This window comes from Heyndrickxia sp. FSL K6-6286, from assembly GCF_038630395.1.
Classification (GTDB): Bacteria; Bacillota; Bacilli; order Bacillales; family Bacillaceae_C; genus Heyndrickxia; species Heyndrickxia oleronia.
This window is the reverse complement of the sequence record NZ_CP152029.1, coordinates 917,226-933,749: the sequence shown is the minus strand read 5'-3', so window position 1 is coordinate 933,749 and position 16,524 is coordinate 917,226. Positions and strand designations below refer to the sequence as shown.

12 protein-coding genes are annotated in these 16,524 nt (G+C 36.7%); 3 read left to right on the top strand and 9 right to left on the bottom strand.

Annotation, left to right across the window (positions count from 1 at the left end):
• Positions 1-35 precede the first annotated feature (35 nt).
• Positions 36-2,819 (bottom strand): S-layer homology domain-containing protein, encoded by a 2,784-nt coding sequence (locus tag MHI39_RS04815; RefSeq protein WP_342540798.1) that lies wholly within the window; start codon positions 2,817-2,819, stop codon positions 36-38.
• 678 nt (positions 2,820-3,497) lie between these two features.
• Here MHI39_RS04815 and MHI39_RS04810 point away from each other — a divergent pair.
• Positions 3,498-4,763 (top strand): LysM peptidoglycan-binding domain-containing protein, encoded by a 1,266-nt coding sequence (locus MHI39_RS04810; protein ID WP_342540797.1) that lies wholly within the window; start codon positions 3,498-3,500, stop codon positions 4,761-4,763.
• 62 nt (positions 4,764-4,825) lie between these two features.
• Here MHI39_RS04810 and MHI39_RS04805 read toward each other — a convergent pair whose 3' ends face one another.
• Together MHI39_RS04805 and MHI39_RS04800 are read right to left on the bottom strand one after the other, a co-directional pair.
• Positions 4,826-5,614 (bottom strand): hypothetical protein, encoded by a 789-nt coding sequence (locus MHI39_RS04805; protein WP_259549062.1) that lies wholly within the window; start codon positions 5,612-5,614, stop codon positions 4,826-4,828.
• A 127-nt stretch (positions 5,615-5,741) separates the two neighbouring features.
• Complete coding sequence (locus MHI39_RS04800) at positions 5,742-7,541, bottom strand: S9 family peptidase (protein WP_216386122.1); 1,800 nt, start codon at positions 7,539-7,541, stop codon at positions 5,742-5,744.
• A 212-nt stretch (positions 7,542-7,753) separates the two neighbouring features.
• Here MHI39_RS04800 and MHI39_RS04795 point away from each other — a divergent pair, with 212 nt between their 5' ends.
• Both MHI39_RS04795 and MHI39_RS04790 read left to right on the top strand, forming a co-directional pair.
• The gene (locus MHI39_RS04795; RefSeq protein ID WP_259549059.1) at positions 7,754-9,178 is read left to right on the top strand and encodes a YfcC family protein; all 1,425 of its coding nucleotides are present in this window, start codon (positions 7,754-7,756) and stop codon (positions 9,176-9,178) included.
• 29 nt (positions 9,179-9,207) lie between these two features.
• Positions 9,208-10,368 carry an amidohydrolase gene (locus tag MHI39_RS04790; RefSeq protein ID WP_259549057.1) on the top strand — a complete coding sequence of 387 codons (1,161 nt, stop codon included), beginning with the start codon at positions 9,208-9,210 and terminating at the stop codon, positions 10,366-10,368.
• Between the two features lie 175 nt (positions 10,369-10,543).
• Here MHI39_RS04790 and MHI39_RS04785 read toward each other — a convergent pair whose 3' ends face one another.
• The 6 genes from MHI39_RS04785 to MHI39_RS04760 all read right to left on the bottom strand — a co-directional run bounded on the left by MHI39_RS04785 (position 10,544) and on the right by MHI39_RS04760 (position 16,430).
• Positions 10,544-11,365 (bottom strand): GNAT family N-acetyltransferase, encoded by an 822-nt coding sequence (locus MHI39_RS04785; RefSeq protein ID WP_342540796.1) that lies wholly within the window; start codon positions 11,363-11,365, stop codon positions 10,544-10,546.
• Positions 11,366-11,469: 104 nt separating this feature from the next.
• The gene (locus MHI39_RS04780; RefSeq protein ID WP_212944830.1) at positions 11,470-12,381 is read right to left on the bottom strand and encodes an ROK family protein; all 912 of its coding nucleotides are present in this window, start codon (positions 12,379-12,381) and stop codon (positions 11,470-11,472) included.
• A 74-nt stretch (positions 12,382-12,455) separates the two neighbouring features.
• Positions 12,456-13,175, bottom strand: coding sequence for a GntR family transcriptional regulator (locus tag MHI39_RS04775; RefSeq protein WP_212944831.1), 720 nt, complete (start codon positions 13,173-13,175; stop codon positions 12,456-12,458).
• Positions 13,176-13,247: 72 nt separating this feature from the next.
• Entirely contained in the window at positions 13,248-14,513 is a 1,266-nt protein-coding gene (locus MHI39_RS04770; protein ID WP_342540795.1) for a Gfo/Idh/MocA family oxidoreductase, read from the bottom strand.
• A 136-nt stretch (positions 14,514-14,649) separates the two neighbouring features.
• Positions 14,650-15,462 carry a carbohydrate ABC transporter permease gene (locus MHI39_RS04765; protein ID WP_342541422.1) on the bottom strand — a complete coding sequence of 271 codons (813 nt, stop codon included), beginning with the start codon at positions 15,460-15,462 and terminating at the stop codon, positions 14,650-14,652.
• Between the two features lie 26 nt (positions 15,463-15,488).
• Entirely contained in the window at positions 15,489-16,430 is a 942-nt protein-coding gene (locus tag MHI39_RS04760; protein WP_212944833.1) for a sugar ABC transporter permease, read from the bottom strand.
• Positions 16,431-16,524: the final 94 nt, after the last annotated feature.

Here is a 16,524-nt window from a genome sequence, read left to right as displayed (position 1 = left end):
ATCTTTCCTTTGCTTCTTGATGATTGAAATAAGTCTTATTGTTGAGCAACAGATACATTTGTAACAGTTAATGCGTTGTTGTTTGTATCTTTGATATCGAGAGTACTTGCTGCTTGTAAAGATAAGCCTTTATTAAGGTCATCTGCAGTTAACTTAGTACCACTAATAGTTAGCTTAATTGTATTTTTTGCTGCATCTTGTGCAACAGTTTCAGTAGCTAATTTTGTAGCAGTTGCTTTAGTTCCTCCGATATAAAGGTCAAAGTCCGCACCAGCTGTATTAGTTGTATCATAAACTTCTTCAGAGAAAGTTAATGTAATCTCATTATTAGCTGTAAGCTCAGCTTTTTTTACAGTTGGATGTACATTCTCTGTAAGAGATAAGTCATTTTTAACAAACTTATCCATAGTTACTGATGAACCAAGTGCTCTTACATTTTCTACTGTAATATTACGAACCCCAGTAAATGCGTTAGAGTTTTCTTGAAGTTTTAAAGTAACAACTTGAACATCAGCTTCATCATCATATGATGCTAATGTAGCAGATTCAACTACAGCACCATCTACTTTATAATTTGCAACATTTGTTGCAGACTCACCATCTACTTTACCTTTAAATGTAACAGTAAGTGTATCATTTGTTGCAGCTGCAATTGTAGGGGCTGCAAGTTTATTATTATTTGGTTGTGCACCATCTTCTCCACGGGTAAATGAAGTAGAAACTTTTTCAGGAGCTACTCCGGAAAGACTTGCTACACCTCCAGTTGTTGCTTGAACTGCGTCAACTTTATAGTTTGCACCTTTTTCAGTTGCAAATGATGCTAATTTAACAAGTAGAACATTCTTACTATCCTTCGAAGCATAAGTAGCATCTACATCAGTGCTTGCTAAAGAAGATGTTACATAATCTTTTACATATGAACCAGAAATAGCAAGTTTACCTTCTTTAACATCTTTGTCATAAGTAAGTTCAAGGTATTCCGCATTATCAGAACCAACAATAACTTTTGCACTAGTTACTTTAGGAGCAACTGTATCAACACTAAAAGTAACTACTTTAGTTGTAGTTTCACCAGCTTGATTTGAAAAATCTGTATAGCCAGCGTTTACTGTAACATTTTGAACACCATCAAGATTTTTAGTAACAGTAACTTTATACTCACTATCTGTTACTTTTTCAATTGAAGAAACAGTATTGTTAGATACAGTTACATTGCTTTTATTAATAACTCCAGCAGTTGATGTTAAAACAACATCTTTTGAAAATTTAATATTAAAAGTTTTAGCCCCAGTTTGATTTACTGAAGAAACTACTGGCTTAACACCATCTACTTGTTGTTTAACAATTTCAACAGTTGCAGGATATGGAGTTACAAGGTTTCCAGCTTTATCTTGAAGACCAATAAATGTAACTGTAATTGGTTTATTAACTTCAACAGCACTATCTGATAAGTCAACTACAACTTCTGTAGCACCTTCAGCTACACTAATTGTTGTATTTTTCACAGTAGTTCCATCTGCATATTTAAGCGTTGCACCATCATACTTTTGAACAGGTTCAGAGAATTTTATCTTCACTTTATTAGCGGAGATTCTCTCAGTTCCTAAAATAGTAGGAGCAGTTTTGTCAGCTTCAATAGTAATCATCTTGCTATATTTAGCAACTGCTTTATCGTCTTTTGTTTTTACATTTTCAACTACAACGTCATAACGCTTTGAAAGAACTTTTGTAGCAGTTACTGTTAATGTTTTTCCATCTTCACTTAGAACACCAGATAAATTCCCAGCATCTTGACTATCTAATGAAGTGAAAGAAATCACACCAGCTTTAAATGCACCTTTCACACCATCTACAAATAATGTTTTAGCATCTACAGCTTTGTTGAATTTTACTTCAACTTGTGTAGCGTTGATAGAGCTCACACTAGTAACTTCAGGATCAACAGCTTTAACTACAACTTTAACAGAAGCAGTAAGATCTGTATCAGCTACATCACCAGTTAGAGTATATTCGCCTGGCTTGTTAAGGTCTAAGCCTTTTTTGTCCCATTCTACAGCTTTTTGAGCTTTTTCGCCGTTAGAAAGTTTTACTTCTACTTCTTTAGGAAGGTTTACAGTTTCTGCTCCTTCGTTTACTTCGATATTGTTGATTGCACTTACGCTTTCAACTGTTGGAGCAGCTTCACCTTTAGCTACGCGGAAAAGGAATACTGCTACATCAGCACGTTTTACGTTTGATGCAGAACCGAATTGGCCTTTAGCGATACCGTTTGCATATCCGTTAGCTTCTAAAGTTTTGATAGCGTCAGCAGCCCAAGCGCCACCTGCATTAAGGTCTTTGAATTGAGATTCGAAACCTTCTTTAGCTTGTAAGTCATAAGCTCTTACAACAATTGATGCCATTTCAGCACGAGTTAGTGGTGCGTTAGGACGGAATGTTCCGTTGCCATCACCTTTCATGATTCCTGCTTTAGCAACAGCTGCTAAGTAACCACCAGTGTTAGCCCAGTGACCTTTTGCATCACTATAGTTAGCTGTACCAGCATTTTCAGTGTCAAGTCCTAATTGAACTGCAATGATTTTTGCAACTTCTGCACGTGTTACTTGATTATTTGGACGGAAAGTACCATCTTCGTAACCTTTGATAACACCTGCTTCTGCTAAAGTGTTAACAGCTTCTGCATAGTAAGAACCTTCTTTAACATCAGTTAAGTTTTTTTCTGCTGCATGTGTTGCAACTGGAACTACTGCTGAAGCAACTACTGCTGCTGTTGCAGCACCTGCTAAAAATTTATTGTAAGACTTTGGTTGGTAAGACATATACCAAATTCCTCCCTTATAATAATTCTATGATAGCGACTAACTCTGCTAGACTCTTAATCTATTATGTATGATGACTATAAATCCAGCCTGTTAGTAGACCAGGCAAGTTATTGGAACAACTTGACCTTGTAGACATATATTACATTTTTATTTTACTGGTGTCACTGGCACATTATGTTATGACCCCCTTGTTTTTCCTATATTGCATGTTCCTTCTATTAAAATTATTTCCGTTTTAAAGTAGAGATGTCATTAAATAGTAGATAGAATAAGCGTTTCCATCAAAGCAACATGTATAATCTTCATAGATTTACTCCATAAATTGGCAGTTTTATAGTTTGAATGTTACGTTTTTCACAAATGCATCATTTCTGTCACAAATTCGAAAAAAATAATGATATTTTCCTATGATTTTGCCATTTGTACTCTTGGCAAAAGCAAAACTAGACCTTTCTACCCTGAATTGATATTCATTTTCTACTATCATTAAAATCCATCTAGTTACTATGACTTAATTATCGGATTGTATATGTGCCAATAGTTTGATAAATAATGAAAATGTCAGTATTTATGGGAATTTGTCGATTATGGGCTTTTCGGGTATCTTATATTAGGGATGATTGTACTATATCCTTTTACCAAAATAGAGAGAGAAATGGGGGATTAGTAGGACAAATGGAAAGGATCTTAGAAACACGCCAAGAGCGGGTAACAAAGAGCAGAAAAGTGAAAGCGCATCAACGGAATTCAAAGTTAATGGGGGCAACATTGGCCATGTCATTAACAGCCGTGTCATTATTGAGTCAGCCAAAGGATGCAAAGGCTTGTGATTGCGTTGATTATTACACGATTAAAGAAGGGGATACCTTATATTCATTAGCAAAACAATATAAGGTCACTGCTGAGCAGCTTAGGCAAAAAAATGGTCTAACAACCGATTCATTAAAGGTTGGCCAACAAATTATTGTCCCTTTTAAAGACGTGAATGGAAATTTCCCGCATGTAGAATTAGAAGAAGAGAACAAAACTGAAGCTGCTACTACTGACAAAACGACCAAAAAGGTATACACCGTCAAGTCAGGGGATAGTCTTTGGAACCTATCAAAAACATTTGGCGTTTCAGTAGAAAAGCTAATGAAAGACAATCAACTAAAGAACGCAACATTAATCCCTGGACAAAAGCTTAATATTTTACAGCCAACAGCAGTCAGCCAGAGTGATAACCTAACTTATACTGTTACGACTGGCGATAGTCTTTGGAAAATTGCACAAAAATATAAGACAACGATTGAGAAAATTATCTCAGATAATAAACTAGCATCTGATTTAGTCATACCTGGCCAAAAGCTTACAATAAAAATAGAGAAAAAAAAGCCAGGCACAGAGCCTGGCAACACAAATGATCAGAGAAATAATAATTTCTCTACTACTTATATCGTCAAAAATGGCGATACTTTATGGAATTTAGCAAAAAAATATAATATTTCTTTAGAAAAGTTAAAAAAAGACAATAAATTAGACTCAGATTACTTACTTGTAGGTCAAAAATTAATCGTTCCAACCAATCATATTAGCTCTCTACCATCACCGTTGGTGACCTATAAGGTTCAACCTGGGGATACTATTTACAGTTTAGCGAAACGCTTTAATATGAATGTGAAGCAAATAATGGAGCTAAATCAACTAAAAGATGCCTATGTTCTAATAGGGCAAGATTTATTCATTAGTGCAGAGAATGTCGAGCAATTTTCCGGAAAGATCATCGGAGCAAATGATTCTTCCTCTATTGAAGTATTGATTAATGGTCAATATATTGATCTAGAAGTAACCTATGGAACAGCTCAAAAATATCAACAATGGAATAATAAAAATGCCTTTATCACTTATAAAAAAGGTTCAAAAACAAAACGCCCTGCACTTATTCATATAGATCTTAATTAATATCAGGACACCGGACCGGATCTCCTGTCCTAGTTGGGACATGAGATCCACCCCTTCGTCCCTTACGCATACTTATATTTATCCATTACATCTTGAATATTAGGCTTTATTGCTTGTTGGATGTTTGTCAATTTACGTAGAAATGCAGCTTGAATATCAAAGGATGATGTGTCTGTATCTGTATTTGTAGTATTTACCGTTGGTTTTGCTAGTTCCTTTGGATCCTTTGATGTCGGAAAAGTACCTTCTACTAAATTCTCTACATGTGTTTTCAACTCTGTATCTTCTTTGAAGATAGGATTATCGTACCACATATTATCTTCAAACTTGCCTTGACTGTTCACTAAAGCGGAATTGTATGGACTGTTGAAATAGGAATCATCCGGCTCTTCTACCCCATAGGTAGCTGCTAAATCAGAATTACTGTTTAATCCAATAACATAAGGAACAATACCAGGAGCATTTTTAAAATCCTTTATTGCTTCCTGAAGATTATTTTCCCAGCTTTTAACTACGGATTGATCTTCTGACATTTTAGCTTCTTGTAGAGCTTTTAATTTTGATTCGATTAAATTACCATAATAAATTTTATTAGGAACTTGTTTCCCATCAACTTCCTCATACCAAGCGGGGTGCTGTTTAGCTTCGAATTCATTATATTTTGACCAATCATTTGATTGAATAGACTCTAAAATGAGATTATTTCTACTAACATTTACATCAAAAAGCGGATTAACCTTCCGAGCCTCGTCTCCAAAAATCATTTTCCATGAATTTGTGTCTCCACCTGTATTGGAGCGAACATACATCCCATTGTTTGGCATTAGCCCATTACCATTTTCTATAATCATAATTTTCCTCCGCTACTATTTCATTCCTATTCATTGTAGCATAATATTCCTATCAAAAAAGTACACTTTCGTAGTTCTTTTCACCTAAAAACAAAAAGGACTAGTACATTAGTCCTTTTTGTTACGTTTAACCTTTTACCTTAGAGCCAATGAATTGATTAAAAAATGACAGAATTCTTTGATATACTGCAATTTCATTTTCTTTTTTCGAGAAACCATGCCCTTCGTCAGTTAAAAGCATATATTCAACTTCTCTTCCCTTTTCCCTTAACGCGGCAACAATCTGGTCCGATTCTTGTTGAACAACACGCGGATCATTAGCACCTTGAATGACAAGCATCGGCTTAGTCATCCCATCTAAATACGTAATTGGTGAATACTCAATTAGCTTTTCCTTATCTCTTTCAGGATTCCCAACCCATTGATCCATCACTGGTTTCCAATCGTCAGGTACTGAATTGATAAAGGAGAAAAGATCAGATGGTCCGAAAATATCAACGACTGCTTTAAAATAATCTGCATGTCGCCCATGCAATAGAAGCGACATATATCCACCGAAGCTTCCCCCCATTAAAAGGATATTTCCTTTTTCCACATATCCATTTTCAATCAACCAATCTAAGCCAGCCACATTGTCAAGACGAGGACCGTTCCCCCAATCTCCTTCTACCATTTTCGTAAACGCTAATCCATATCCTGTTGAGCCACGGAAATTAGGTGCAAAAATACTAAATCCTTGGTTTAGGAAAAATTGGAAGGACGCTCGAAAAAATTTCCGTTCCGCTGCTTGTGGTCCACCATGTGGCCAAAAAATAATTTCTCCATTGTCATTTTCTTTTTTTGCTTTAAAGAATAACGCTTCGATTTCTAAGTCATCGAAAGACCGATATGTAATGACATCCGGATCAACTAACTCTTCAGGGGCTACTCCTGGCACGGTATATTTTGTTAAAGAAACCCATTCATTTTCTTCTCGTTTATAAATATTATGTGGTGTTGTGGCACTTCTACCTAATAAGTATAATGTCCCAGCTTTTGATACAACCAGTTTTTCAATTACACTGCATGGGGTAGAAACTTTATACCAATTCCCATCCTGTAAACGATATTCATACAAAAAGTCGTCTACACCTTTTTCACTGCTTATATATAATGTTTGCTGAGATTTATTATATTTTAATGATCTTAAGCTTTCTTTTTCCAGACTTTTGATTTTTAAAAAGGTTCTCGTCTTAAGATCATAAGAAGCAAGATACGTAAAATCAGACTCATAATCAGTCAGTAAATAGACTAAATCATTTGAGACAAATACAGCATCGCTTACAGTATGTTGCTTTTCAGTTGGTGGTGTTAATCGAATCTCTTCATCTCCGTGTTTGGCGAATACTAGAGTATGCGTATTAGCAAAATGCTTATAATAGAGAAAAGTCGATTCGTCCGGACTAAAATCGAGTAGATAAGTAGCAGCGTCTCTCCCCTCTATAACCTTCGTTTCTTGACCGGAATCTAAATCAAGGCAATATGAACTTAAACACATTGGGTTATCCTTCGAAGATGTATAATAAAGCTTTTTTCCATTCTCCGATAAAATCGGCATGAAATTTCTAGTATTCTCTTGATACACAATCTCTTTCATCGTTCCACCTTGTAGTGGAAGCCCATAAAATTGAGTGTTTTCATCTCCGTCCTGATCAAATCCTGCAATAATGAATCTCCCTTGTTTATCGTACAACAGTCCTTGACAGCTTTGATCAATAAATGTTAGTGGATATGGAAAAGTCTTTGGCAAATCCATCGCCCACAAATTATACTTACCACTTAAATTCGTACTAAACACTAGCTGCTTCTCATCAGGACTAACAGCAAAATCCCCAATCGCAAATGTTCGCAAAAACTGTTCGACATCAGGCTTCGGAAAAGAAATCATCAATTAACACTCCTTTTTTCACTATATTGAAAACTCTGTCATTATTATAACATGAAAAGGGACAAGGGGTCGGTTCTTTTGTCCCAGTGGGACAGAAGAACCGACCCTCTGTCCCTTTTTCAAAATAGTTCTTGAATAAAAAATGAATATATATTAAACTAGGTGAATAAAAATACAATCTACTAATTAAAAATACAAAAGGAGTTTACAAGATGTCTAAATCACTACTTCAAGATCAACAGCCATCATCTATTAATAGTAAAAAGAAGCAAGTGAAGAATATTAATGCATTCGTTCTTATTTTTTGTGTGATTATCATTTCTACTATTTTGACTTATATTGTCCCAGCTGGGGAGTATGATCGAGTGGATAAGGATGGGCGTACTTTAGTTGTTCCGGATTCCTTTCATTTCACAGATTCTTCTCCTGTAGGCTTTTTTAATATTTTTACAAGTATCCATACAGGAATGGTACAAGGAGCAGGAATTATCTTTTTTGTGTTAATGGTTGGGGGTGCATTTGGTATTCTTAAAGCAACTGGTGCACTAGATGCTTTGATTTTAACCATTACGAGAAAGCTTGGTAATCGTGAATTATTGCTTATCCCTGTACTCATGCTCTTCTTTGCTGCAGGTGGTACATTAATGGGGATGGCCGAGGAAACAATTATTTACATCGCCATTATTACACCGTTAGCCATTGCTTTAGGATTTGATGCAATTGTCGGATTTGCCATTGTATCATTAGGTGCGAATATAGGTTTCATGAGTGCCATTATGAATCCATTTAATATCGGTATTGCACAAAGTATAGCTGAATTGCCAACTTTCTCTGGAATCGGCCTTCGTTTAATCTTGCTTGCAACTTTCTATATTGCAGGAGTACTTTTTGTTTATCGCTATGCTAAAAAAGTAAAAGCGAATCCTGAACTACGTTATCTTGGAAACTTTGAAACGAACAAAAAAATCGTCTCAACAGATACAAAGCTGGAAACTCGTCATAAATGGGTACTAGCGGTTTTCTTACTTAACTTCGTAGTTTTAATCATTGGTGTTTTAAAATTTGGCTGGTATATAACTGAAATTGCAGGTCTATTCCTTCTATTCGGGATCTTAATTGGGTTTATCGGTAAATTGAATCCAAGCAAAATGGCGGATAGTTTCATGGATGGAGCAAAGGAAGTAATTGGTGGTGCCCTAATTATTGGTTTCGCGCAAGCCATACTTGTCGTTGTGCAGGATGGAAAATTAATGGATTCCGTTTTGTATTATGCATCTTCCCTATTAAGTCACTTAACACCAGCATTGAATGCAGTTGGCATGTTCTTCGTGCAACTCTTTCTAAACTTCCTTGTTCCTTCAGGAAGTGGACAAGCAGCTTTAACGATGCCGATTATGGCACCTTTATCTGATCTTGTAGGTGTCACTAGACAGACAGCAGTTTTAGCTTTTCAGCTAGGCGATGGCATTACAAACTCTATTTTCCCAACTGCAGGTGTACTAGTTGCAGGTCTTGCAATTGCGGGAATTCCTTTTACGAAATGGTTTAAATGGGTACTGCCATTTATTTTAATCGAAATTATCATTAGTATTATTTTCTTACTGATCGCACAAGCCATTCAGTATGGTCCATTTTAATCTATCAATCTATTATTGGAGGGTACATCATGTTACAAACAAAATTAGTAAACGAAGAATTAAAAGCTTGGACAATTCAACAACGTCGTCATTTTCATATGCATCCCGAGTTATCTGGACAGGAGTATAAAACAGCTGCTTATGTAAAAGAGAAACTTGCAGAATTCGGTATTCCAGTAGATTCTCGTTTTTCAGCACCTAATGTAGTGGCTTATTTCAAAGGGACAGAGGGGAATAAAACAGTCGCACTTAGAGCTGATATGGATGCCCTTCCCCTTTATGAAGAAGGAGATAAGCCTTATATCTCTACTGTTCCTGGTGTCATGCATGGCTGTGGTCATGATGGTCACACAGCTATTTTACTTGCTGTTGCTAAATGGATGAGCAGCCATCCACAATTAGTAAAAAACAATATCGTCTTCATTTTTCAAAGCTCAGAGGAAGCTTCGCCAAGTGGAGCTAAACAGCTTGTTGAAGAGGGAATTTTAGATGGGGTCGATGTCATTTATGGCATTCATTTGATGGCAAATTTACCAATTGGAAAGATTGGCTTTGCTACAGGATTTGCAATGGCGTCAAGTGATGATTTTGATATTACGATTGAAGGTGTTGGTGGTCATGGTGGGCAACCACAGGATGCGGTGGATCCTATCTATATTGCCACTCATTTAATTCAAGGATTCCAATCAGTTGTTAGCAGAAATTTACATCCATTACAAGCAGGGGTCATTTCCTTCGGAGGAATGCAGGCTGGAAACTCCTATAATGTCATTCCTTCAGAAGTAAAACTTCAAGGAACGATTCGTGCAATGACATTCGAGGCAGCAGAACTAATGCATAAAAAAACTGCTCAATTAACGGAATCCCTATGTGCAAGCTTCGGTGCAAAAGGACACTATACATTTATTGAAGGAACTCCACCATTATATAACCATCCTGAAGCATGTGAATTTGCTAAAAAGGTAATCGACGATACCTTTGGTGAAGATGTTTTTGAGAAAATGGATCCAACTTTAGGTGCAGAGGATTACTCCTATTATTTAAAAGAAAAAACAGGTGCGTTTATAAATGTAGGAATGCAGAGTGAAAAAAGTCAGTACCCACATCACCACCCTAAATTCGATATTGATGAGGATGCCATTCCAACAGCGATTGAGCTAATGATTCAATTAGCATTAAATGTGAAATAGATTAATCGTTTCACCCCGAATCAAAACGATTCGGGGTGATTTATTTTTGGATTCACAAAAAAGTTATGGCCTTTAGAACGATTCGCACGAAACTAGGGCATATTCGCGTAAAATGATAGGATTTGGCACGAACTTATACACTTTTGGCACGCGCAAAATGGAGTAAGTTATCCTTTTAAAAAGGAAGAAAAAACATTCGATAATTAGGTAGTTGTCTAAAGCCAAGTTTATTTGCAATGGCTATTGAATCGCTACGAAAATTTTCCGTCGTCCAATGTGGCCTGCCACCTTTTTCTAGGCATATTTCTAAAAATCTTTCTGCCATGTAGGTAGCCAGCCCTTTGCCACGATGCTCCGTTTGATAAACATTGATGCCAATTTCAAAATCGGATCCACTAACAAAAACGGAAAGACATGTACCTATGATTTCTCTCTCTTTAGTTATGACAACTCCGATTCCTTTATTAAAGAAGGAATCTACGGAATCCCAAAACTTTAAGATTTCTTTCTTCATTACATGATTGATATCTATCTTAATGAGTTCCTCAGTAATAATTTGACATTGATATCCATCAGGTAAAACCTTTTTATCCAGCTCCCTACTTATATATCGGTCGTAATCAAATTCAAAAGGTACTCTTTCTCCAATAGATAATGAATGGGTAAAGATACGTGGTATTATTCTTTCCCATTTTGAAAAGGGGTAAAGCTCCAAATTAAAACAGTCATCACCGATTGCCAATGCCTCAGGTTTAATCTGACAAAAGATTAAACTTTCCAACGACGAATTAAATAACTCATTATCACTATTTCCGATTAAATAGAACATTTCATTTTTTGCCCAAACCAATGCAGATGACGGGTTCTGTGGATGGTCGACAAAAATTCTGCCAAGATTATTCCCCTCTATCACACCGCCTATGACAGGATTAACAGGGTACTCTGCTAGTAATGGCTTAATCAATTGATAATTTTCTATTTGTAGTTCATAAATCATTATGCATTCCTCATTCTGTTTTTATTTTTTTTCTTTTAACAAAATAAAAACAGAAATGCTTGTTGATGTAACGTATCAAAACACCGCCTTTCACTTCTACAATATTACTTTTTCACAAAATTCCCCGCATGAACAAACGCCCCATACAGTGCTGCGTCATTATGTAACTCTGCCAAAACAATCTTTGTTGATTCACGATAAAGTGGCATAACCTTTTCTTTATATTTCGAATTTACTTCATTGATGAATGATTCGCCTTGTTCGGTAATCCCCCCACCAATAATAATACATTCAGGATTAAAAAGGTGGGCGATATTTACTAGCCCGGTTGACAAGTAATCGATAAACTCCTGGTAAGCTTTAATGGCAGCTGTTTCTCCCTGTTTGATTTTGCTCATAATTTCTTTACCATCGATACTCTCTTCTTGGCCAACAATGGTCTGATAATAACGAATGAGAGCAGAGGTTGACGCATAGCGTTCAAAGCATCCCTTGCCTCCGCAAGGACAGTTTTCCCCATTATGAATAATGCTCATATGACCGAGCTCACCAGCCAAATTTCCTGCTCCTGAAACGAGACGACCATTTTGGATGATTGCGCCTCCTACTCCAGTTCCTAGTGTCAATAGAACAACATTTTCTTTGCCTTTAGCAGCCCCAAGCCACATTTCACCAAGGCAAGCACTTCTTACATCATTTTCAACTGAAACAGACAATCCAGTAAATTCTGAAATTTTATGTGCCAAAGGGAAGCCTGAATATCCTTCGATATTGGCAGAGAACAGAATCACACCTTTATTGTGGTCTACAATACCACAGGAGGAAATCCCAATACTTTCAATTGAGTAGTATTCTCGAAAATACGCCACCTTCTCACTCAGTATTTGAGGAATATACATTGTTACATCCTTCGTTGGTGTTTCCGTTTTTCCTTGTAAAAATAACTCACCTGCTTCAGAAACGACCGCAAACTTAATAAAGGTCCCCCCAATATCAAAACACGCGCGATATCCCATACTTCCTCCCCCTTTCTTCCTATTATTTAAAATGAAAAAGTCATGATTTTCATCTTAAAAAAGTAGAGTTACCTCTACTTTAATTCTACCGAGTATGAAAACTTATCTCCTCTTGCAATGGATACTGTATACTCAATCACATTCGTACCTTCAAATGTTACCCTTTCAATTAAAAGACTTGGTTCATCGGTGCTCATTTTCAATCGTTTGGCTTCATCTTCTGTCGTTGTTACAGCTTTAAAACGCTCATTTGCTCTTGTAATGATTGCTTGATATTTGTCGCGAAATAGAGTATACATAGGTGCTTGCTCCAGATCCTCCTTCGTTAGATCAGGAAATCGTTTTACAGGAAGGAATGATGTTTCATACATCATAGGCACTCCATCAGCAAGTCGTAATCTAGTAATTCTAAAGACTAATTCACCAACTGATAGATCCATGTTTTTTGCCACTTTTCCTTCACAAGGCACCGTTTGAAAATCGAGAACGATAGAAGATGGATTTTTTCCGATCTTTTTCATTTCTTCGGTAAAACTATAAAATTGGACAAGACTTTGATTGATTACTTTTGGTGAGACAAAAGTCCCCTTTCCATGCTCTTTATAAATAAGACCTTCTTTTTCAAGCTCTTGCATTGTTTGTCGTACAGTTGTTCGACTGACATTATATTGTTCACATAACTCACGCTCTGAGGGTAGCCGGTCATGCTCCTTCAGCTCCCCCTGTTCTATTTTCCCCATAAGAATATCCATTAGTTGGTAATAAAGGGGGACTCGATTATCCTTTTCTATCATATTTTTCTCCTTTTACTTTCCATTCTTACTCATATTGTACGAAAAGTTGAAAAAAATATCATCTTCTATAGACTATTTTGATTCTTGTGTTTCCTTCGTTAAATTTGTAACATATTCCTGAAAGTTCACAGTTTTTCCAGACAGACGCGATTCCTCTGCAGCAAAAGCCATTAAATGACTATGAGCAGAAACAATTGCGGAGGTTAGACTTTCTTTTTCCTTCTTTGCTACACGTTCAATAAAATCTCTCATAATACTCGTATCTGCTCCCATATGACCACCAGCTACTGATTCAGGAATAATTACCTCGGTCTTTCCAGAGAAATGTTGAATCTTTAATTCATTTCGAGCATCATTGCCTTCAATTTCGCCCTTCGTTCCCATAATTCTAAATGAACGGCAAATTTCCTTCGTAAAAGCGGTCATCGTAAATGACACTGTTACATCTTTTTCAAATAAAAGGTTAATAACCTGATGATCAACCACATCATTGTCACAGTGGTACACACATCTACCATACGGACCTTCTTGAAGGGCCTTTAATCTACTATCAATGCTTGGATGAACTGAAACTACATTCGCTGGCCATTCATCTCTGTCATGCAAATACCATTTCATCGCTGAGTATGGGCATTCTTTCTCCACCTTACAGCCGTCTAAACACCTTAAGGTGGAGCCTTCTGGAGCATTCTCACTTGTAAAATGGGTTAAATTTCCATAGGAAGATACACTCTGACATTCTGAACCAATAATCCATTGCAAAAGATCCAAATCATGACAGCATTTTTGCAATATCATCGGACTCGATTGCTGACTATTCCCCCAATTTCCTCTGACAAAGCTATGTGCCTGGTGGTAGTAGCCAACATGCTCATTCCATTGAATGGATACAATATCTCCGATTACTTTTTGATCGATAATTGATTTCAATTCCTGATAAAATGGGGCATACCGTAACACATGACAGACACTTAAAAGAACATTATGTTCGGTAGCTAGCTTGGCAATCTCTAATGTTTCTTGTGGATTAGGTGACATTGGTTTCTCAAGTAAAATATTATATCCTTTTTTAATCGCTTGAATGACAGGTTTATAATGAAAGCGATCAGGTGAACAAATTAATAATGCATCACAAAACTTTTCTTTCTCCAACATCTCCTCCCACGCATCAAACACCATCGTATCATTTATCTGATGAAGAGCTGCAAATTTCGCTCCCTTCTCCCGATTTGGTTCAGCTACCGCAACAAAAGATAACTCATGTGGATATTTCAAAGCATATGAACCATACGCATGTAACCCTCTACTTCCAGCTCCAATTAACGCTGCTGTAATCATATATATCCTCTCCTCTTTGTTTGATGGTGGGACACGGGGTCGGTTCCACTGTCCCTTTTTTGGGACACAGGATCCGGTCCGCTGTCCACTTTTTAGAACACAAGTGGGACACGGGAACCGACCCGCTGTCCCTTATTTATTTCCCTCCGGTAATCGCAATTCCTTCTATAAATCTCTTTTGCAGGAACATAAATAATAGAAGCATCGGCAGTATGGCTAAGAATGAGCCTGCCATTAGAATTGGATAATTCGTTAAATATTGGCCCTGCAAGGATGAGAGACCTACCGATAATGTCATTTTCTCTGAGGAACTATTGACGATAAGCGGCCACATTAATTCATTCCAAGACCATAGGGCTGTAAAAATTCCTAAAGCAATTAACCCTGGTTTCGCTAATGGAAGCATGATTTTCCAATAAATTTGAAAATGATTACAACCATCAAGTCTGGCAGCTTCTTCCAATTCTTTAGGTAGGCCCATAAAAAATTGGCGAAGTAAAAAGGTACCGAATGCACTAAATAATCCTGGAACTATAACAGCTTGTAAGGTATTCAGCCAATTTAATTTCACCATGATCATGTATTGCGGAAGCAAGAATACCTGGGACGGAACCATTAACACGGATAGCACTAATACAAAAAGTATATTGCGTCCAGGAAAACGAATTCGCGCAAAGGCATAAGCTGCTAATGAACAAAGGAATAATTGGCCAATCGTACGAGCGACCGTAACGATGATTGTATTGAACATAAACTTGAAAAATGGCAGTAATTCAAATACTTCTTTATAATTTTTCCATTGAAAATCCTTCGGAAAAATCTTTGGGGGAATATGAACAGATTCAGCATAGGTTTTTAATGAGGTGAGTAGCATCCAGATAAAAGGGATAACCATCATGACTGCACCAATGATTAAAACTACGTGAATCCAAATGTTTTTTCCTTTCATTGTTTTCTCCACGATGTCATCCTCCTTTATTCGTAGTGCACCCATTTTTTCTGTAACATCATTTGTATCACTGTCACAATTAAAATCATTACTAATAATAAAACAGCAATAGCGGCTGCATATCCTTTATCATTCAACACAAAGGCGTGTTGATAGAACAGATAAACAATGGATTGTGTTTTTTCTATCGTCACACTATTACTAGAAACCATCATAAAAATCAGATCAAACACTTGGAATGCACCGATTAACGACATAATTGAAACGAAAAAAATGATAGGTGATAGTAATGGCATCGTAATTGAGAAGAACGTTCGTACAGGCCCCGCTCCATCAATTTTAGCTGCTTCATAGTATGTTTGCGGAATATTTTGTAATCCAGAAAGAAAAATGACCATATTATAACCGACACCACTCCAAATAGCGACAATGATGATTGAATATAAGGCAATATCCGGATTGGTTATCCAACTCGGTCCTTTGATATGGAATAAGGACAAAACATAATTAATTAAGCCAAAGTCAGAATTATAGAGCCACTTCCACACCATCGCGATTGCTGCGGGCATCGTAATAACCGGTAAAAAATACAGTGTGCGATAGACAGATCTTCCCTTAATTTTTTGGTTAAGTAAGACAGCTACGAGTATGGATAAAAAAATCCCGATCGGCACTGTCAGTACAATGTAAATAAAGGTATTCCTAAAGGCTTGACCTAATTCTGAATCAGTCAACATCCTCACATAATTTTCTACACCGATCCACTCGAATGTTCCAAACGCTCCCCATTCTGTAAAACTAAAATAAATCGTTTGTAAAATTGGCCAAAAATAAAAGATTAGTAGACCGATCATTGTTGGAGCAAGCATACAATATGCCCAAAGATAATCTGATCGTTTTTTCGTTTTATAATACCTTTTCGCCTGTCTTTTAGGCTTTGGCTCGGTTGTAAGCTGAATTTCTGACATAACCAACCTCCTTATAAGAAAAGCGTAACGCGCTTATTCATCTCACTGAGCAAAACACTACTAAACTATATAGAAGAAGAATTTTTCAGAGGGA